The sequence below is a fragment of the Enterococcus sp. C53 genome, from assembly GCF_040887425.1.
Classification (GTDB): Bacteria; Bacillota; Bacilli; order Lactobacillales; family Enterococcaceae; genus Enterococcus_B; species Enterococcus_B hirae.
Map to the genome: position 1 here is coordinate 136,809 of NZ_JBFOFT010000006.1, position 20,058 is coordinate 156,866.

Below are 20,058 nucleotides of genomic sequence, written 5' to 3' on the forward strand. Positions count from 1 at the left end.
TGTTAAGACACAAGCAAATATAAGTGTTTTTTCTTTTACGTTGATTTTCGATTACTCCATTAGCCACAACAAAAAAAGACTGAGGCAAGTTGTGATATGCTCTCCCTATACAGGACTTTTATATTTCAGTGTCCTATATAGGGGGGAGCATATCAGATTGGCTCAGTCTCTTCTCATCATATCTCTAAAGACGGATAAACGGTGTTCAAAAAGTCATTCCTCGTCAATCCGTCCTAAGAGATAAATCGTTTTTCTCTATATTCTTAGAGTAAACAAAACTAGTCATGCCCATTTGGGGTCACTCCTTCTTGATTAGTAGTAGCCGATAGGTCAACATCGTTGTACTAACAATTTTTTCTTTTGGGTCAAAATATTTTTGAATATACTCTTTAAAAATTGTTTCTTCTAGATATTCTTGATAATAAGCTCTCATAAAATCTTCCGTAATTTCTTCTTTAAACGTATACGTAAATTCTTTTCTTTTATAGGACCATTCTTCATCTTTTAAATAAGTTTCCAATTGATCCATTATTACTGGTGAAGTCACAGCATCTTCTTCGAAAATTCCTAATTTTTTTTCCAACGATGTAAACAGATCTTCTTTAGAAGAGACAACTCTTAGGATGACACAATATTTTTTCATCTTTGTTAACATTCTACTTAACTTTACGGAATCGTCTAAAGCCGGATTAGAAGCAGAGAAAATAAAATCATACGTTTTTCCATTTTCCAGAAATTCAGAAAAAGTCTGTTTCGTTAGATGAATGTTTTCCCTCCCCAATCTAGCTGCTTCTTCAGTAGCAAACTTCAACATTTCATCCGAAAAATCTATCAATTCATATGTAGTTGCTTCTTTTGACATCGCTAGATAGCGTCCAGCGCCACCTGCTACATCCACTATTTTCTCAGTTGGTAATGCAGCTTCTTTTTTTAGATATTCAATGACATCTCGGACAATTGTTTTGTCTGATTCTTTTTGATTCATGTAGTAATCGCTTGCAAAGGCGTCCCATTCTTCTTCGTTCATTTTCATTCCTCTATTTCTCTATTTTTATATCGCTTTTTCACTTTTCGGAATAAATAATATACTGACTAATTCATAACCAAAACCTACCTGCTCTTAGGCTTATCGAAATAATTATTTTTAAAATTTCTGTCCTTTCATTATACATGATTCACATGTGTTTTCCTTTCTTTCTATCTCATCAGAGCCAAATTTTTAAATTACCGATATAGTTCTTCACTATGTATATTAGACAGCTATCATCAAGTAAAGAATAAAGATGTCATTGAACAAAAAACTGGCTGGTATACATTCGGTTGAATCCCGAAGCCATACCAGCCAGTTGGTGAAATACTCTGCTATTAACTTTTGAATAGCACATCAAAAAATTATCCCAGGTATTCCTTTTTATTTCTCTTTTTGTACGTGTACAAGGATCAGTTTTGTGATTTCCATTAAAATGATTGTTACTAAGGCAATCCCGATTGACGTAAAGACTTCTGTCAAACCAAATGCTGCTGGAATTGAAAAGACTTCTTTCAAGCCTGGGATCATCGTCAAGCAATACAATGCACTACATACTACAACAGCTAACAATACGCTTCGATTTGCGAAGAAACCTGCTTGGATCGCTGTTTGTGTGTTAGAACGCGCAGGGAATGTTTGTAATGTTCGACACCAGATCAATGTAGAAAACGACATTGCTACGCCAAATTCTGGTGAATGTTGCATTCCTAACCATTGCGCAAAAATGACTGCGATACCGATTAATACGCCTCGATAAGTAACCGAGATCAATGTTTTATCGGTAAAGATTCCTGAATTTGGATCTCTTGGTGGACGTTTCATTGTAGCTGGTTCGGCTTTTTCTGTTCCTAAAGCAATCGCTGGTAATGAGTCGTTGACTAAGTTGATAAACAATAATTGTAATGCTGTAAATGGATTGGACCAATCAGCAACTAAAGCGAAGACAATCGCAATGATCGCACCTAAGTTTCCAGAGAATAAATAGGCAATCGCCTTTTTGATATTATCAAAAACATTACGTCCTACTTCTACGGCACTAACGATTGAAGCAAAGTTATCATCGGTCAAGACCATCGCTGCCGCATCTTTCGATACATCCGTACCCGTACCCATGGCAATACCGATATCCGCTTGTTTCAGGGCCGGAGCATCATTAACACCATCGCCTGTCATCGCAGAAATGTGTCCTTTTGTTTGCCATGCACGTACGATTCGGATCTTGTTTTCAGGAGATACACGTGCGTATACAGTCACTTTTTCCAAGACTTCGTTTAATTGATCTTCGGTCAATTCATCTAACTCTGTCCCTGTAAGTGCTTGATCTCCTTCTGCAAAGATCCCAATTTCTTTCGCGATCGCAACAGCAGTCGTTTTGTGGTCTCCAGTGATCATAATTGTTTTAATTCCAGCGCTTCGAGCTTCTTTAACTGCTTGTGTGACTTCTGCTCTTGGAGGATCGATCATGGCAAGTAATCCAACTAGAATCAAGTCATTTTCATCTTCAAATGACAACTCTGGACTTTCAATTGGGCGATAAGCAAAGGCTAAAACACGCAATGCCTTGTTTGAGAAAGCTTCATTTTGTTCTTTGAATTGTTTCATCAATTCCTCTGTCATTGGTACAACTTCACCATTTAGCAAGACCTTTTTACTGCGAGCAAACACGATATCTGGTCCACCTTTAACAAAAAGATAGTGTCCCTGATCAATGTTATGAGCAGTCGACATTAATTTTCGGTCAGAATCAAATGGTAATTCAGCTTTTCTTGGATAGTTGTTACGGATTTCTTGATACGGTTGATTCAATTTTTCACTAAAATCAATAAACGCTACCTCTGTCGGATCTCCAAGTTTCGTACCATCTTCACTGATGGAAGCATCATTGGCTAATACACTGATTTCAATCAAGCGTCTTTCATCGTCTGTCCATTTTTTTGGATCATCGGTAAAATCTCCAGTCGAACCATTCGCTAGATAATAATCAACTACCGTCATCTTATTTTGGGTCAATGTCCCAGTTTTATCTGTACAAATAATACTAGTCGAACCCAGTGTTTCCACTGCTGGTAATTTTCGGATAATGGCATGTCGCTTCGCCATTTTATTGGTTCCCAAGGATAAAACGATCGTTACGATTGATTGTAATGCTTCTGGGATGGCAGCAACCGCAACAGCGACTGCAAACATTACTGCACTAACGATATCAGCAGTTAAATCACCTGTGCCTCCGCCAAGATAGATTCGGAACAATTGGATACCTAAAATAACTAACGATAAAGCTAAAATCGCTAAACTTAACTTCTTACTAAATTTATCTAATCCACGCTGTAGTGGTGTTACTTGTTCAGTTGTTGATTCAAGTAACCCTGCCACCTCACCGATTTCTGTGTTATTTCCAGTAGCGGTAACTAAGAATTTCCCACGACCATAAGTAATGATTGTTCCACTAAATACCATGTTGATACGATCACCAATCGGCACTGTCTGACTAATATCAGTTACTTCTTTTTCCGATGCTGTCGATTCACCAGTTAGCATCCCTTCATCCACTTTCAATGATCCAGCTTCTAACAACCGACCATCGGCAGGGACATAATCTCCCGCTTCCAATAAAACGATATCTCCTACAACCAGTTCATTCGCAGGGATCGTTTTTTCTTTTCCATCACGAATCACACGTGCATCAGGTGCAGAAAGATTTTTCAATGCCTCTAAAGAACCTTCTGCTTTCTTCGTTTGGATCACACTAATCACGGAGTTCAACATCAATACGGCAAAAATAACGAAAAATTCGATATAATCTCCCATGACCATTTGAATCAAAGCGACAATCAATAAGACAATAACCATTGCATCTTTAAAAGTTTCTAAAAACAATTTCCACGTTGGCTTCTTAGGTGCTTCTTTTAACTGATTCAATCCGTCTCTTTCTAACTTTTCTTTTGCTTGTGATGTACTCAAACCATCGATTGAGCTCTGTGTTTTTTGCATCAGCGAGTCAATTGGTTCTTTATAGACAACTTGCTGAGCCTGTTCTTTGTTTTCCAAATTCCATCCCCCATTTTGTTTTTCGTTACCAAAAAGTTTTCTGACTGAAAAAAAAGAGACCTAAGACAAATGCGGATTTGTCTTAGGTCTCACCATTTCATACAATACCAGAAAACCAAATGGTTAACTTACTGTTGATATTATCACAACAAACGTTGTCGGTTACTCCCCTAAGGAGATATTCAACTATATTCTTATCCTACATGAATGAATAGAAAATTGCAACCACTTTGCCTTGTGGTTCTTTATTTTTTCAAACCACTTTATAATCTCTGCAACTTCAAATTTAGGATTCTAAGGATTCTCATGATATAATACTGTTTGTTATTCTAAATAAGGAGGAAGCTATTTTGGTTATCACTATTCTCACGATCCTTTATTTCATCAATGCACTAATTGCTTTAGTAACTATTTTAATCAAACCTCGTGACGTAGCTGCAATCTGGGCGTGGTTGCTCGTACTATTTGCTCTTCCAGGTCTTGGATTTATTCTATATCTCTTCTTCGGTCGCGGATTGACTGATAAGAAAAAATTTTATTTGAGACAAAGCGACTTGAAAGAACTAGAAAATTTTCAAGATTTCAAAGGAGATACTATCGATCACTATGATCCCGTCATGGATAATGAAGAGCATCAACAATTTGTTGACTTATTCTCTTCTTTGAATCGCATGCCATTAACCCGACGTAATTCCGTCACTTTATTAACAGATGGTCAACAAAAATTAACTTCTCTATTAAGTGATATTCGGCAGGCAAAGCATTCGATTCATATCGAATATTATGCATTCGTCACGGACAACATCGGACAACAAATCTTGACATTACTTGAAGAAAAAGCTGCTGAAGGGGTTGAAGTCCGCTTATTATATGATGCGTTTGGCTCACACGGCACTAAACCGAAAGACTTTAACCGTTTGATCCAAAATGGTGGTCACGTCCACACATTCGTCACGTCACAAAGAGCATTACTTCGATTCCGCTTAAATTATCACGACCATCGTAAAATCGTCGTGATCGATGGTAAAATCGGCTATACCGGTGGCTTTAACATCGCCAATCAATATGTCAATCCAACCAAAAAGTTTGGTTATTGGCGTGATACTCATATTCGAATCTATGGCGCTGCTGCTTCATTATTACAGCTACGTTTTCTAACGGATTGGAATGTTTCAGTACCCGGACAAAAGAAGGTTGCCTATCATCTTGATTACTTTTTTCAAAAAGAACTTGGGAAAGACGACAAGCATGAAAATACTTCGATTCAACTAGTATCAAGTGGTCCTAACAACGAACGTGAACAAATTAAATTATCCTTTATTAAATTGATCACAGCTGCTAAAAAACGGGTATGGATTCAAACACCTTACCTGGTTCCAGATGAAAGTGTGATCGCTGCCTTAAAAATTGCCGCTTCTTCTGGCGTAGAAGTCAAGATCATGATTCCTAATAAACCTGATCATCCGTTTATTTACCGAGCAACCCAATATTATGCACGTCAATTGATCAAAGAAAACGTTCAAATCTTGGTTTATGAGAATGGTTTTTTACATGCGAAAACATTGATCATGGATGATGAAATTTGTATGGTCGGCTCTGCCAATCAAGATGTTCGAAGTTATCGGTTGAACTTCGAAACCAGTGCTGTCATTTATGATCCAGCCTTTTTAACCCAGTTAGCAGATCAATTTTTACAAGATGAAAAACAATGTACACCGATGACCACAGAAACAGTCAAAGAAATGTCTGGCTGGTTGTTATTCAAACAACAAATTTCTCGTTTGTTTTCACCTATCTTATAAATCATACGCAGGAAAGACTTACAAAACATGAGAAACTAGTGTTTTTTCCTTGAGCCACAAAAAAAGCCAAGAGCTTCAGAAACATTTTTTGTTTCTGGATTTCTCGGCTTATTTCTTTATGTTTAACTATTGCTTATTAGGAAACGTCGAAAATTGCTAGCGGAAAAATGAAGTAAGTCTCTTATCAAAAAATGACTCTATCCAGGAGCTTTTACGATAGTCCATTCTAATTCAGATTGATATACCCCACTTTTCCCTCCTGGAGCAACTGTTAGTTGGAATTGATGAGCTTGGTCTTGAGGTAAAGAATACTCCCTATCATTGATCTGTCTTAATGAAAGATTGACAGGTGTCGTTGAAATCACTGAACGGACCGAGTCATTTTGATAGGCTAACTGAGCCGCTAACTTTTGATCTCCATTACTAAACGGTTGAACTTGTTTAACGGTTAAATCCCAATCCTTTGGCTTGCCTGTTGTATCCTCTACTATCACATTCACTGCTTTTTGTGTCGTTGATTGGCTCGTTTGTCCTGTGATCACTAAATCTTGAAATAACATCTCTGGATCAATCTGTTTAAATGAAATCGTTCCTTGAACCAATTGGATAATCAATTTCTCCTTTTCAGAAACCTGTCCTTCCGCATCTTTTCCATAAATTTCTACGTGGTTTTCTCCTAATTGGAGCTGATCTAGTGGGAGTTTTTGACAAAAATCTGTCCACGTATCTTTCTTTTCATTACTAATAGAATTTACTAAAACATTTTCCGTACCACTTAATTGATAGAAAAGACGAATACTCTCACTTTCTTTATCTTTCCATTGACCTTTGATCACTAGTGACTGATCGGTCGGTGAAACCGTGACTTCACTTGTGGGTTCTAATAGTTTGACCTCTGGTGGTGTGTCTGCTTGAACAAGTGATAGCACTGCATCATCTTCAGCTACTTGCGTGCCGTTAGTGATCTTAAGATGAACTGCATTATCTCCTAATTTCCCATGATTTTTCAAATCAACAGGAATTGAAAACGTCCCGTCTTCCTTAAAATCTGTTACTGATACTGGGATCGTTTGCCCATTGATCGTCAAGTCAGGAGAAAGATTGCTTTGATCGCCCACCCAATTTCCTGTCAATGTTGTTTGGTAGGACTGCTCATCTGAAACAGTGATTTGCTTATTTTTTGTTGCTTCATCAAAAGAAAGGCCTAGTTCTTGAATCTTTGGCGCTGATACTGTTAGGAAATTATCCCAGTCAATCGTAGCTGTCTGACTATCGAAAATAGCTGTATGAAAAGTAAATTTACTTTTCGTTAGTGCTTCTTTTGTGATCTCCGCTTGGTAAGATAATGACACTTTATCCCCTTGGTAAGATAATGACACTTTATCCCCTTGATGAAGCAATAATTTTTGTAAGGAATATTGATCGTCGTAGTTTCCATCTGTAAAACCTGAGTCAGAGATTTGGGTCATCCTACCGTTATATGTGATATCGTCTGAATATAATATTTTTACATTCGTATTAAAATACCACAACATCGTTGATTGCAACTGTGTATTGCTATCAATAAAGGCACCTGTTTGATTTTCCCCATTTATTGGCTGATAAGTAAAGGCTGGATCCCCGAATAATTTTAGCCCTTGAGTTTCTTCGGGATATAAAATCACGACAGAAGACTGCTTGTACACATCTGGCAGAATTCCTTCGTCCTGTTTTTCTAAAGTCGTCGTGACAGTAATTTTATCGCCTACAGCTGTGTAATTAGGTGCATGATCTTTTGTATAAGAAATGGTTGCTTTTACATGCCCATCAAAAATGAGTCCTTCCGTCTTTTCTGGATAAGTAACATCCGCTAACACCGAAGTAGTAGAAAAGAAAAGAGTGATCAAAAAACAAAAAAAGAATAAAAAGATAAAGAGCTCTTGTCTTAATTGTTTTTTTGCATCCATTTGACTAGCTCACCTACCTTTTTGCTTTCAGTAATTTCCAACTTAAAAATAAAATGATCAGTACAAGAAATAGTCCAATTCCGATAATGAGGGATAAATAAGGGATTCCCTTTTCATTTGTCACAGCATCATGATTTAGTTTATTTGCTTTATCAGCTTTAATTGTCAAATCAGAGGTCATATGCCAGCGATGAGTGGTTCCTTGCTCTTTTGCATCAATGGTCACTGTATAGTTACCTGCAGCGATTTTGTCTTTGTTCAAACCGATCGGAAAATCAAAATTTGTATTGGGTGCGATCGACAAATTCTCCTTTTTCGTTTCATACAGTATCTCATTACTGTCTTTTTTCGTCACTTTAGCATCAAATGCCACCTTACTAATGATCGTAGCTGTCGGATTTTGGATATTTGCAAAGATTGTCGTATACGAGTTTTGTAATCCTACGTTGACTTTTTTTAATTTTAAGTCAGGAGTCACTTTAACCAAACTATTTTGTAATTTAACGCCAATGACATAGGCATATTTATTACGGATCGCCGTTCCTTTTGCTTTTTGGCTAATGTCATCCTTCTTACTAACGTGAATCCCGCCAAGAACGATCCCCTTAAAAGCAGTTTTTGGCATGGTGATCTGGAATTGAACATCCTCAGCTTTTCCCGCAGGTAATTCTACTTCTTGTGTTTTGGGTTTTACTAGTTGATTCAACTCGTATTTGGCTGACGGATCTTTTTTAAATTCATTTTTTCCATAATCGATCACACCATTGCTATTGGTTGCAGCATTATTCACGTTCACAAGAAAAGCAGCTTTTTCTTTCCCAGTATTCGCTAGATGGATCTTAATTGTTTTTTGTTGATTGGGCTGAAGGTGTAAATCAAAATACGAAAGATTCTTGTCAACTTGGAAATCTGGAATATCCGCGCTAACGCTATATGCTGATTCATTTGAATCAGCATAGACGGACATTGGCAACATAGTCACCCATAATCCAAGAACCAAAACAATCAATGCTCGTAGTTTATTCATCTTACTCCTCTTTCTATTCCGTTGGGCCTGCCGTCAATGTCCAGGTAATCGTAGCCGTATATTCTTTTGCTTGTGCCGATCCTGAAGGAACCGCTAACTGCACATTTGCATTGTCTCCTTGTGTTCCATTAAAGACATCTACCCAAGTGCCTTCTCCAGCTAAACTATCTGCTGTCATGACCGTTTGTGCTTCTGTATTGGCAAAAACGACATCATTCGTCACTGGCTTTTTACTGATATTATCTGAATTAGTAGCTGCTTCACCATTTTTAAATGAAAGAATGGCTCCTTTTAATTCTGAGTTGTCACTAGCTGTAAATTTTGAGGCTGAGGCTGTCAAAACCCAACCACCTTCTACACCACGCTTATCCGTTACTTGGACATAAGGGGAAGCATTGACTGCATGATATACTTGTCCAGTCGTAGCAATATCTTTGGTACCAAATGTAATATTCGAAACATAATCGATCGATAATGGACCATTGTCTCCTGTCCCATGGTTATCTGGATCATCTGGATCAATCGGATTATTTGGATCAACTGGCGTATCCGGATCGTTAGGATTGACTGGTGTGACCGGATCGGTATTGGTTCCATCAAAAGTGATCTTTGCAGTAGAAGTAGTTGAATCATCAATCGTTTCGTCTGCTTTCACCATCGTAGATAATAAGATAGTAGAAAATAATGAGGCCGTTGCTAGCGTATAAAGTACTTGTTTTTTCATTGTTATTCCATTTCTCCTTTAATTAAAACTATGCTGGTGCATCAGTTAATGTCCAAACTAAAGTGGCCGTGTAGGCTCCTGCCAAATTCCCTGAAGGAACTTTTAACTTCACTTGAGACGTTGTCATTTCATCTGCCCAAGTACCCAGACCAGTATCTTTCACTGCTGACATGATATTTTGGGCATCATCATTGACGGTGATTTCATTTGTAGCAGGCGCAGCGGATTGACTATCTGCGACAGTTTTAGTTTGCCCAACTGGTAGCGTGAGTTCTGCCCCTTTTAATGTTTGATCAGCTGAAGAAAAACCAGATTGTGCTGGATCATAGTTTACTTTCAGATTCCAACCAGCCCCTGTTCCTCGTAAATCTGAGATTTGAGCTTCGACCATGTTAGCTGGTGCTGTTGCTTGGTAAGTCTCTGTCTTCCCAGAAATCATTTGAGTCCCAAAATCAATATTTGAGATATAATCAATACGCAAATCACCTGTGTTACCAGTAGGTTGATTCGATGATGGGTTATCATCTGGATCAAGAGGGTCAATCGGCCCTACTGGATGATCAGGATCTTGTTTCGTCAAGCCGATTTTTGCTGTACTTTTTCCACTTAAATCATCGGCATGTACGGTTAAAGCCCCCATTAAAAAACTTGTACTGAGTAATACAGTCGTTAAGATTATTTTTTTCACTGTTGTTCCTTCTTTCTTTTCCTGAACAGTTGCCATAGACCTATCACTAAAGTAAGAAAACCCAGCCATTCTAAAAAGAACGAGGATCGGTCATTTGTCTGTGGAAATCGTGTTTTTTCTTCTTTTTTTGTTACCTGATTTTTTTCAGATGCAGAAAATAGAGTACTTGGGTCTTTCGGAAGCTCCCCTTTAAAGGTGATCCCCACCTGACTTTTTTCACTTGAAGCAAATACTTCATCATTTAAAACGGATAATTGGACCGATAAAAAAATCAAAACATACAAAACAATCTTTTGAAATGTCTTCACATGTATTTTGCATCTCCCCTTTTTAAATAGTTATTAAATGTCAGATAGGATCGATTTTTCGTTCATGACTAGTTAGAACACTCAAAAACAAAAAATAGGTCTATATCTTTTCAAACCAGAATCATACACGCTTCCTCTTTTCCCAGCAACGTAATAAATGTATGCCATACAATTTTCAATGAGAGTTTTTTGAGGTTTTTGAATTTTTTTTTAACTAGTTAAACTAAACTAGCTGAGACTAGGTCATTCATGAAACAAAATAAGCCGAAGAGCCCCAAAGTTAAACTACTTTTGGCTCTTCGACTTTCTTCTCAAATATAGATACTTTTCTTTCAGTATAAAAATTATGAAATGAAGATTTATTGAATTTTATTGAATATGGAAGAAGCAGTTTGCTCTAATACGTTGTTTAACGAATGTAACTTTTCTTTTCCAATGGTTTGAAACCAATCTACTGCAGCTTCGTTGCCTTCTTTCACAAATGGTGACACTCCTTCTGCCCAAGTAGCTCGTCCACATAATACTCCATTGAAATCAGAACCTGCTTCATGAGCAAATCGTAATGTTTGCTGAAATAATTCTGTGCTAACTCCTGCACTCAAAAAGATAAACGGACGTTCAGTTGCAGCGCTTTGTGCTAGAAAGAATGTTTTAGCTTCTTCTCTTGAATACACAGCTTCTTTCCCAAAGCCTTCGACAAAGTTCATATTGACAGGAACTTCTACTTTTAATACATCTACATGATATCGCTCTTTTGAAAATTCCTGCATCGCTTCAATTACTTTTCGCGGTTTTATTTTTGCATATTCTTTTGTCGTTGTATCAGAGTGAATTGCATCGTACGAAATGATTTCTAAAAAAAATGGTAGTTCTTCTGCAAGACATTCTGAGCCGATTCTTTCGATATAGGCTTTCTTTTGTTCATTGATTTCTTCGTTTTCATCCACATCGTAATACAATAAAAATTTGCAGGCATCTGCCCCCACCTCTTTTAATCTTTTTACAGACCAAGTATTCAAACTATCTGGTAACCGTCCTGGCAGCGAACTATCATAACCGGTTTTTTCATAAGCTAATAATAGTCCTGTATTATGGGCACGATCTTTCGCTGCTGGTAATCCATACTCCGGATCTAACAAAATAGCTGAGGCATAAGGTGTTAATTCCTTTGAAACAATTTCTTTAAAACCAACTATATCGCGATCGTTTGTTTCTCTGTATTGACCAATTAGTTTCTTCAATGCGCCCCGTTGATCAATTGCTAAGGCACCGATCCTTCCATTTTCATCAACTATATTTTTTAAATGGTTTCGTTTCCCTTGACTGATCTTTTTCATTTAAGCTACCTCGTCTATCTGATTATTTAGTAATTTGGCTATTTCATCTGCTGAACTGGCTTCTTTTAAACTAGCTCTTATATCATCACGCATCAATAAACGTGCCACTGTTGACAATAACTTTAAATGCGCGTCATCAGCTTGTGTATCGGGAACAAACAAAGCAATAATAAATTGGATTGGCTGACCATCCAAACTTTGCCATACTACTTTTTCTTTTAGTTTTAAAATAATCGCTGCCGGGTGATGAATCGCTGAAGCTTTCGCATGAGGAATCGCAAAACCGTCCATCATTCCAGTAGTACCTTCATTTTCTCTTTCAATTAACTTTTCCAATACTTCTTTTTGATTGTCTGCAATAGTCAAATCAACGGTTTTCTTAGCTAAAAACTCAAAAATATCATTTTGAGTTTGACCTATTTGATTCAAAAATATATTTTGCTCTTGGATAAAGCCCATTTTATTATCTCCTAGTCTATTGATTTAACCATGATTTTATTTTTCATAGTTACAGTTCTTTTTTGCAAAAATCCTAATAAAAAGCCGCCAATTAAAGAGCCAATTAAAATAGCGATCAGCCATTTCACCCCATGTGTAACAACAGGTAATACTAAAAATCCACCATGAGGAGCAGGGACTTGTACCCCGAAAATATAGGTTAAAACTGCAGCAATCGAGGATCCAAACATCATGATTGGCAAAACCTTCAATGGGTCTTTGGCAGCAAAAGGAATAGCGCCTTCGGTAATATGTGTCGAACCTAGAATAAAGTTCACTAAACCAGCGTTTCGATCATTTGTCGCAAAATATTTACCAAAAAACAATGTCGCAAAACCGGTAATTAACGGTGGGGCAATACAAGCAGCAGAAACTCCTGCCATAAAGGTTGTATTTCCTTGCGCTAGCAAAGCGGTCCCAGTGACATACGCCGCTTTGTTGATTGGTCCGCCCATATCAAATGCACACATACATCCCACAATGATTCCTAAAACAAGTGGACTAGAATGTTGAAAACTAGCTAACCAATTCATCATTCCTTCATTGATCATTTTCATTGGTTCTGCTAAAAGGGCCATAATTGTCCCAATCGTCGCTACACCAATCACGGGATAAAGAAAAATTGCTTTCAATCCATCTAATGACTTTGGCAAGTTTTTTAATAGTTTTTGCAAAAGTAGAATAAAGTAACCTGCTAAAAAGCCTGATAAAATCCCCCCTAAAAAGCCTGTTCCTCCTGCATTTGCTACCAAGCCACCTACTAAACCGACTACTAAACCTGGTCGTTTGGCAATTCCTTCTGCAATATAAGCTGATAAGATAGGAACCATCATCCCCATCGCTGCATCTCCGACACTTTTCAGCATTGCAGCAGTTGCATTGTATTGGGCATTTGTCGGATCAAAGGAATAAATGCCCCACACAGCAAAAGAGATAGCAATTAAAACACCACCGGCTACAACAAATGGCAGCATATGTGAAACACCATTCATTAAATTCTTATAGACACTGTGTCCCAGTGAATTAGCGGAACGCTGGTCCACATCTTCAATCGTATCGGCTACTTGATCTTTTGTTACAATTGAGCCTTTACCAGCTAGCGCCTCTTCAATCAAACGATCTGCTTCTTTAATCCCCACACTAACAGAAACATCAATGATTCGTTTCCCCGCAAATCGTTCTGGCTGAACATCTTTATCTGCTGCAACAATTACCGCATCAGCTTCTTGAATCTCTTCATGTGACAGTTCATTCTCTACTCCTATTTGTCCGTGCGTTTCAACCTTGATCGTAATACCTTTTCGTTTGGCTGCTTGTTCTAATGCTTCTTGTGCCATATACGTATGGGCAATTCCTGTTGGGCAACCAGTGGCTGCAATCAGTTGATACTTCGTCATACTTTCTCCCCCTCTTCTTGAATCACATTGATTTGTGTCATTAATTCCTCAACATCCGAAAAATCGGTTAACCCTTTACGAAAAGCCGTAGAACTCCCAGCTGCGAGCCCTTCTTTCAATGACTCTTGAATTGTTTTTTGTTTCAACCACCCAGCTAAAAATGCCCCCAGTAAACTGTCACCCGCACATGCGGTATTCACTACTATTCCTTTTGGCGAATTACCGAATAATACTTGTTCTTTATTCAGAAATAAAGCGCCTTCACTGCCGAGTGAAATTAACACATTTTGAGCTCCTTGTTTTAACAACTCTTTTCCATAAAAAATATACGCTTCTTTGGTATTCCTCTCTGTCTGGAACCATATTCGCAATTCTTCTTCGTTTGGCTTTAACAAAAACGGTTGGTATGGTAAACAATCCAATATTTCGTAGTAGCTGCTGTCAATGATCAAAAAGACTTTATTCTTTTGACAAATGCGACTGATTTCGACTAAAACTGCTGGAGAAACACCTTGAGGCAAGCTTCCTGAAACACAAAGATAATCGCCCATTTTAAGATTCTCAATTTTCTTTAAAAATTGCATCACTTGGTTTTTAGTTAATTCTGGGCCTTTATTTACCAGTTTGTATTCTGCTTTTTCTTTTTTTACCTGAGTAAATACATTGATCCTAGTCATCCCAGGAACTTCTAAAAAGTCCGTTTTAATGCTTCTTTCTTTTAAAAAATCTTCGATATATTGTCCAGTAAAACCTGCTTTAATCCCCATTGCTGTACTTTCGATACCTAACATTTTTAAAATCATCGACACATTGACACCTTTACCATTCGCTTGAATATCATCTTGATTTGTACGATTTACAACAAAAGGATTTAATTGATCCGTTTCAATAAATAAATCAATTGCTAGATTTAGCGTACATGTATAAACGGCCAATTGACTCCCTCCCTTCTTTCCTTTATTATGAAGCAGAGCCTATTGTAAATGTTTTCATAATCACTCATATTCAATGAAAAGTTTTACAAACAACAAAAAAACAAATATTTTTATTCTTTTTTACAGAAGAAGTGCCGCAATTTCTTTCTATTCTATACATCAAGCGGGGGATCATACATGGAAAACAAGCTAAGTGAGTCTGAACAATTTTTGTGGCGTTTTATTGAGGCACATATTTTAGATATTCCTGATTATTCGATCATCAAACTGAGTGAATTAGCTAATGTGTCAACGGCAACCATCGTTCGAACTATGAAAAAGAAAGGTTATGAAGGTTTTACTTCTTTCAAACACCATTTAAAAGAAAAGGGAAATCAAACGATCAACTTTTCTACTTTAGAAAAAGTGGATCGAGGGATTCGGAAAGCTATTTTAAAAAATGAAGAAGAAGTAACTCGTACGATCAATATGATTGAAATCGGCAACATTGAGGATGCCATCCAAAAAATCAAAGTTGCACGTCGGATCATTATTTTTGCTCGTGGCTTTTCAGAATTAATCGCCCAAGAAATGATGGTTAAATTTCAACTTGCAGGCAAATACTGTGAACTTCACACTGATCCTGAAATCATCAAAAATATCAGTAAAACGTTACATAAAGAAGACATTGCTATTTTTGTTTCTTTAAATGGCGAAACAAGCGAATTAGTAGTTGCTGCTCAAAATTGTTATAACGCAGAGATTGGGACGGTACTCTTAACCGCGAATCAATACTCTAGTATGATGTAAATTATTGAAATCGCTTTCGTTGGGTTTAAATCAGAGGGTTCATTTTTTCCTGATTACGAGGTAAGATCCAGACTCCCATTGTCGATACTAGCGCGTATATTATTAGATGCATACGCATTGAGAACAAGCGAGTAAAAGAGAACATGGATCGTTTACTTTCATACTCTATGAACTTATTTTTTTGAATAAAACAAACGAAAGACAGTGGAGTGATCATCAATGAATGATCCTCCTCTGTCTTTCTCGGTTACTTTAACCAGCTATTTATATGATTAACTTATACTTTTTTGAAAAATTATAAAAGCAAAAAAAACGATTCTTTTAGATAGCTATTGATTCTTCTTTGAAGAACAGTTTTTTGCTGAGAGTTGCTTTTCTGCTGCCCAGTGATTGATGGGACCATACTTGTGACCGACAATGATTTCTTCACCAATTGCAATATTGACATAGTCTTTTGCCGTTCGGATTGCTTCTTCTACTGTTTTTCCTTTCGCTAATTCTGCAGCAATGCAAGCCGACAATGTGTCTCCTGTACCGTTGATTCGATCTGTCGGATAAAAGACTGCACTTAACCAAAATGATCGTCCAGATTCCAGCAACACATAATCTCTTACTTCTTCTTGATTACTTTCTTTCGTATGAAATCCTTTGATCATCACATTTTTGGCACCCATTGCCTGTAAGTCAACAGCGGCCTGAACATAATCTTCATCTGTCGTTAAGGTTCTTCCAGTTAATTTCTCTGCTTCATAGAAATTCGGCGTCAAGACAGTCGCTAACGGTACTAGTTTTTCTTTCAGACTACTTAAAGCAGCCTCTTCTAATAATAGATTTCCATGCTTCGTCACGATTACCGGGTCGACCACTAAAGGACCGAAGTTATACTGTTGATAATTTTTAACTACTGTTTCAATCAATTCTGCATCAGCTAACATACCTGTTTTAGCCGCTCTTATTTGGTAGTCTTCAGCGATCAAAGAAAATTCTTTATCAATGAACGCACTTGGTAAGGTCACACTTGCTCCGATCCCATAAGAATTTCCTGCCACACAAGCCGTCATAACTGATACACCATAGACGCCACGGGTAAAGAAAGTATGCATATCTGCTTGCATTCCTGCACTTCCATCACTGTCTGATCCCGCGATCGTCATGACTTGTACATATTGGTCGTTCATACGCTTCATTCCCTTTTTTATTTTTCCAACTCATTCCCTATTCTACACAACTATACCACTTCTTACTTTAAGGAATCAAATCGTATATAAATAGGCATTTCCATCCACTAATCATTTGCTGATTAGTAAAAAAGGGAAAGCAAAAAGAAAAAAGCATGACAAAAAACCGAAGAATACTGACATAAAAGAGATGATGCTCAGCTTCTTCGGCTTACTTTTTTATTTGCTTCTTCAGTGTACTGCTCAGTTCTAGCATCCTCTCACTAACTAGCGAGTGACGTTATTTTACTACCAACACATTGCACGGTGCATGTGTGACTACATAAGAAGTAGTTGACCCAACTAAGACACGTTCCACGGCATTCAATCCTGTAGCCCCCATAACAATCAAATCAATTTTTTCCTTTGATTCATTGAAATTTGCAATCAATGTTTTCGGATATCCATACAAAATATACGTCTCGATATCAGTTAGTCCCTTTTCAATTGCTAAGTTGCGATGCTCTTTCATTTGGTTTTCTGCAACTTCATCTAATTCCTCTTGTAAGTTCGTTGTAACAAATGCAAAATCACCGAAATAGTTACCCGTTACTTCGTTTACGTACAAAATGTGTAGCTTTGCCTGATTTCTTTTTGCAATTGTAACTGCTTCAGAAAAGGCTTTTTCTGCTTTTTCTGATCCATCAATTGCTACTAATATATTTTTATAGGTGTCTGCCATTGAAACCACCTCCTTTACAATCAGTGTAGCACGATTATTTTAAGGGAACAACTAATTTACTAGCACTGACCAAACTTAGCGATTCGCTTGTCTTTGAACTTGTTCATGCGGTTTTCTTTCATTAGAGCTGTGACCTTCTTGGCTTGCTTTTTCTTTTATCTGAGTCATACGCAGTTTTTTTTCTAGCGGCTTCATTTGTCCTAAATTACTTTTCGGTTCAAAATGATCCGTGGTAGGAAATAACCTTTTCTTTCCGTCTCTCTCTTTTAAATCCATCATATTATTATTTAACTTCTTATGCTCGCTCACTGTTGATTCTGTTAATATTTCAGTCTGGCTTTCCTTATCCACTGATTCTTTTTGTTGAAGTTCTTTAGGTAATATTTTTTTTAAATCTGAAGCGATACCTGTATAAAAATCCGTTATTTTTTGTGTTTTACCCAGTAATCTCCATTTATCAGAATCCCCATCCGCTTGAAAAGAGTATAATTCAGGTCTATATATTGGGTTTAAATTTATATTCTTGAACCCAGCATAATCGACGAGGATCGCTCGTAAATTTTCACAGCACCAAGCTGGACTTTCTTGATACAAATCATAGATTTGTTTTTCTACTGTCGTTTGGTTTCTTAACTTGGTGTTGTTCCCAATTCCTTGGAACAAATGCCGGCTTATTCATGAATAAAAGATTATATAAATAAATACTATCTGACATCAAATTCGGGTTATTCTTTAAATTGATAGATTCATAACCATTTTTTCCATAGTCCACTCGATCTGCTTTAAAATATACATTAAATAAACCTTCGTTTTTTTCCATTCGATCTCCTTTTCTTTATCGACAGTTTTTGTAAATTGCAACAAATTTTAATCACTCGTATCCATGTTCTTACTAGTTTGGATAACTGTGTCGGTTCACACTGCTTTTTAGTATTGTTTCCTACCATTTTTTATGTAATAAACCAATGAAATTGAGACAAAAAGTTTTTATTTTCAAGAAATGAGCAGATAAGCCGAAATTTCTGAAGATTGGTAAAAATAATAAAATCGTTTATTGCGATTATGACCTTTGTACTTCACAACTTTTTGTCCCAGTTTCATTCGTTTTTATTCTAAAAACTATTTACAAAACTTTTTAGGCTTCAAACCCATTTTTCATGGCTACGGTTTTAAACCAATGGCCCGACTTTTTAATCGTCCGTTTACCGTCTTGGTTTAGATCGACAGCAATCAGTCCATAACGATTTTTATAAGCGTTCGTCCAAGACCAGTTATCCATGCAAGTCCACATGTGGTAACCCACACAATTCGTTCCTTCTTGGATTGCCTGATGCACATATTTCAGATGGTCTGTGACAAAAGTGATCCGATAATCATCTTCAATCACGCCTTCCGAGTTAACGAAACGTTCTTCCCCTTCTACACCCATACCATTTTCAGAGATATAACATTTGATATTGCCATAGTTCTCTCTCGTATTCGTCAAGATATCATAGATCCCTTTTTCATAAATTTCCCAACCACGATAGATATTCATTTTTTTATTAGGCATATCATAATAATCAAAATAATCTTCTGGCATTGGTCCATTCTGATGATCAAGCGGTGTTTCTTTTGCCTTGATTCTCCGAGGTTGATAATAATTGATTCCTAATAGATCAATCGTATTTTCTTTGATAATCGTTAAGTCATCGGGCCCCATCTCTGGCATTATCGCTAATTCTTTCACAATAGCAACCAACTCTGATGGAAACTCTCCTTTTACTGCAGGATCAAGAAAAGAACGATTGAAAAAAGCATCAGCGACTCTAGCAGCCTTGACATCCTCAGGGTTTGTTTCGTCTCGCGGGTAGCTAGGAGTTAAATTCAAAATGATTCCAATTTCTCCTTTTTGTCCCATCTTATGATAGGCTTCAATTGCTTTGGCACTTGCCAAATTTTCGTGGAAACCAACTTGAATAGCCTCTTTTAGATTGATATGGTTAGGATAATGGAACTGATAGAGATAACCGCCTTCTACTGGAACAATCGGTTCATTATGGGTAAACCATTTCTTTACTAAATCCCCAAATAACTCAAAAGAGGTTTTTGCATAGGCCACATAGGCGTCAACCGTATCACGAGACAACCAGCCACCCGTTTGTTGTAATTCTAAAGGCATATCAAAATGATATAAATTGACAAATGGTTCAATTCCCTGCTCCAGTAATTCTGTAAAATATGAGCGGTAAAATGATACAGCCTGTTGATTCACTTCTCCTTTTCCTTTAGGGAATAGACGACTCCATTGAATGGATGTTCGGAAAGTATTATGACCTGTCTCTTTCATCAATTGAACGTCTTCTCGATATTTCGTGTAAACTTGAGAGGTTTTCTCAGGACCAACTTGATTGAAAAATTTTTCTGGCTCTAGATCATACCAATAGTCCCAAATGTTTTCTCCTTTCCCATCTCCTTTGATTCTGCCTTCTGTTTGTGGTCCACTTGCGGCAGTTCCCCACCAAAAATTCTTTGGAAAATCGTAGTGTTTCATTTCATAATCCCTCAATTCTTTTAGTAATTACCGTAATCATAAACAATCACCGAAAATAAATCAATACTTTTTATAAAAATGACTAGACATTTAAACA

At 37.1% G+C, this 20,058-nt stretch carries 16 protein-coding genes and 1 pseudogene; 2 read left to right on the plus strand and 15 right to left on the minus strand.

Going from position 1 to position 20,058, the window contains the following annotated elements; all coding sequences use genetic code 11:
* Positions 1–298: 298 nt before the first annotated feature.
* Positions 299–1,027 (minus strand): class I SAM-dependent methyltransferase, encoded by a 729-nt coding sequence (locus AB3I42_RS09265; protein WP_034867499.1) that lies wholly within the window; start codon positions 1,025–1,027, stop codon positions 299–301.
* Positions 1,028–1,411: 384 nt separating this feature from the next.
* Entirely contained in the window at positions 1,412–4,078 is a 2,667-nt protein-coding gene (locus AB3I42_RS09270) for a cation-translocating P-type ATPase (protein WP_010719606.1), read from the minus strand.
* 350 nt (positions 4,079–4,428) lie between these two features.
* Here AB3I42_RS09270 and cls point away from each other — a divergent pair, with 350 nt between their 5' ends.
* On the plus strand, positions 4,429–5,880 hold the full coding sequence (gene cls, locus AB3I42_RS09275; protein ID WP_368022454.1) for a cardiolipin synthase: 1,452 nt from the start codon (positions 4,429–4,431) through the stop codon (positions 5,878–5,880).
* A gap of 197 nt (positions 5,881–6,077) precedes the next feature.
* Here cls and AB3I42_RS09280 read toward each other — a convergent pair whose 3' ends face one another.
* The 9 genes from AB3I42_RS09280 to pfkB form a co-directional block, all read right to left on the minus strand.
* Positions 6,078–7,826, minus strand: a complete 1,749-nt coding sequence (locus AB3I42_RS09280) for a hypothetical protein (RefSeq protein WP_368022455.1) — start codon at positions 7,824–7,826, stop codon at positions 6,078–6,080.
* A 13-nt stretch (positions 7,827–7,839) separates the two neighbouring features.
* The gene (locus AB3I42_RS09285; protein ID WP_010737325.1) at positions 7,840–8,853 is read right to left on the minus strand and encodes a DUF916 and DUF3324 domain-containing protein; all 1,014 of its coding nucleotides are present in this window, start codon (positions 8,851–8,853) and stop codon (positions 7,840–7,842) included.
* 13 nt (positions 8,854–8,866) lie between these two features.
* The gene (locus AB3I42_RS09290; RefSeq protein ID WP_010737324.1) at positions 8,867–9,577 is read right to left on the minus strand and encodes a WxL domain-containing protein; all 711 of its coding nucleotides are present in this window, start codon (positions 9,575–9,577) and stop codon (positions 8,867–8,869) included.
* Between the two features lie 28 nt (positions 9,578–9,605).
* The gene (locus AB3I42_RS09295; protein ID WP_306690482.1) at positions 9,606–10,265 is read right to left on the minus strand and encodes a WxL domain-containing protein; all 660 of its coding nucleotides are present in this window, start codon (positions 10,263–10,265) and stop codon (positions 9,606–9,608) included.
* Complete coding sequence (locus tag AB3I42_RS09300) at positions 10,262–10,573, minus strand: LPXTG cell wall anchor domain-containing protein (RefSeq protein WP_010737322.1); 312 nt, start codon at positions 10,571–10,573, stop codon at positions 10,262–10,264. Before AB3I42_RS09300 ends, AB3I42_RS09295 begins: the two co-directional genes overlap by 4 nt.
* 359 nt (positions 10,574–10,932) lie before the next feature.
* Positions 10,933–11,910 (minus strand): tagatose-bisphosphate aldolase, encoded by a 978-nt coding sequence (gene lacD, locus AB3I42_RS09305; protein WP_010737321.1) that lies wholly within the window; start codon positions 11,908–11,910, stop codon positions 10,933–10,935.
* The gene (locus tag AB3I42_RS09310; protein WP_010737320.1) at positions 11,911–12,369 is read right to left on the minus strand and encodes a fructose PTS transporter subunit IIA; all 459 of its coding nucleotides are present in this window, start codon (positions 12,367–12,369) and stop codon (positions 11,911–11,913) included.
* A gap of 11 nt (positions 12,370–12,380) precedes the next feature.
* Positions 12,381–13,805 (minus strand): PTS fructose transporter subunit IIC, encoded by a 1,425-nt coding sequence (locus AB3I42_RS09315; RefSeq protein ID WP_010737319.1) that lies wholly within the window; start codon positions 13,803–13,805, stop codon positions 12,381–12,383.
* Positions 13,802–14,740 carry a 1-phosphofructokinase gene (gene pfkB, locus AB3I42_RS09320; RefSeq protein WP_010737318.1) on the minus strand — a complete coding sequence of 313 codons (939 nt, stop codon included), beginning with the start codon at positions 14,738–14,740 and terminating at the stop codon, positions 13,802–13,804. The genes AB3I42_RS09315 and pfkB overlap by 4 nt, the downstream gene beginning before the upstream one ends.
* A gap of 177 nt (positions 14,741–14,917) precedes the next feature.
* On the opposite strand from pfkB, the pseudogene AB3I42_RS09325 reads away from it, so the two are divergent.
* Positions 14,918–15,664 (plus strand): annotated as a pseudogene (locus AB3I42_RS09325) (MurR/RpiR family transcriptional regulator).
* 194 nt (positions 15,665–15,858) lie between these two features.
* On the opposite strand, the gene thiD reads toward AB3I42_RS09325, so the two are convergent.
* From thiD to AB3I42_RS09345, 4 genes are all read right to left on the minus strand, one after another.
* Entirely contained in the window at positions 15,859–16,707 is an 849-nt protein-coding gene (thiD, locus tag AB3I42_RS09330) for a bifunctional hydroxymethylpyrimidine kinase/phosphomethylpyrimidine kinase (RefSeq protein ID WP_010737316.1), read from the minus strand.
* Positions 16,708–16,987: 280 nt separating this feature from the next.
* Positions 16,988–17,428, minus strand: coding sequence for a universal stress protein (locus AB3I42_RS09335; RefSeq protein WP_010719609.1), 441 nt, complete (start codon positions 17,426–17,428; stop codon positions 16,988–16,990).
* A 75-nt stretch (positions 17,429–17,503) separates the two neighbouring features.
* The gene (locus AB3I42_RS09340) at positions 17,504–18,091 is read right to left on the minus strand and encodes a hypothetical protein (protein WP_258924857.1); all 588 of its coding nucleotides are present in this window, start codon (positions 18,089–18,091) and stop codon (positions 17,504–17,506) included.
* Positions 18,092–18,563: 472 nt separating this feature from the next.
* Positions 18,564–19,961, minus strand: coding sequence for a glycoside hydrolase family 1 protein (locus AB3I42_RS09345; protein WP_368022456.1), 1,398 nt, complete (start codon positions 19,959–19,961; stop codon positions 18,564–18,566).
* Positions 19,962–20,058: the final 97 nt, after the last annotated feature.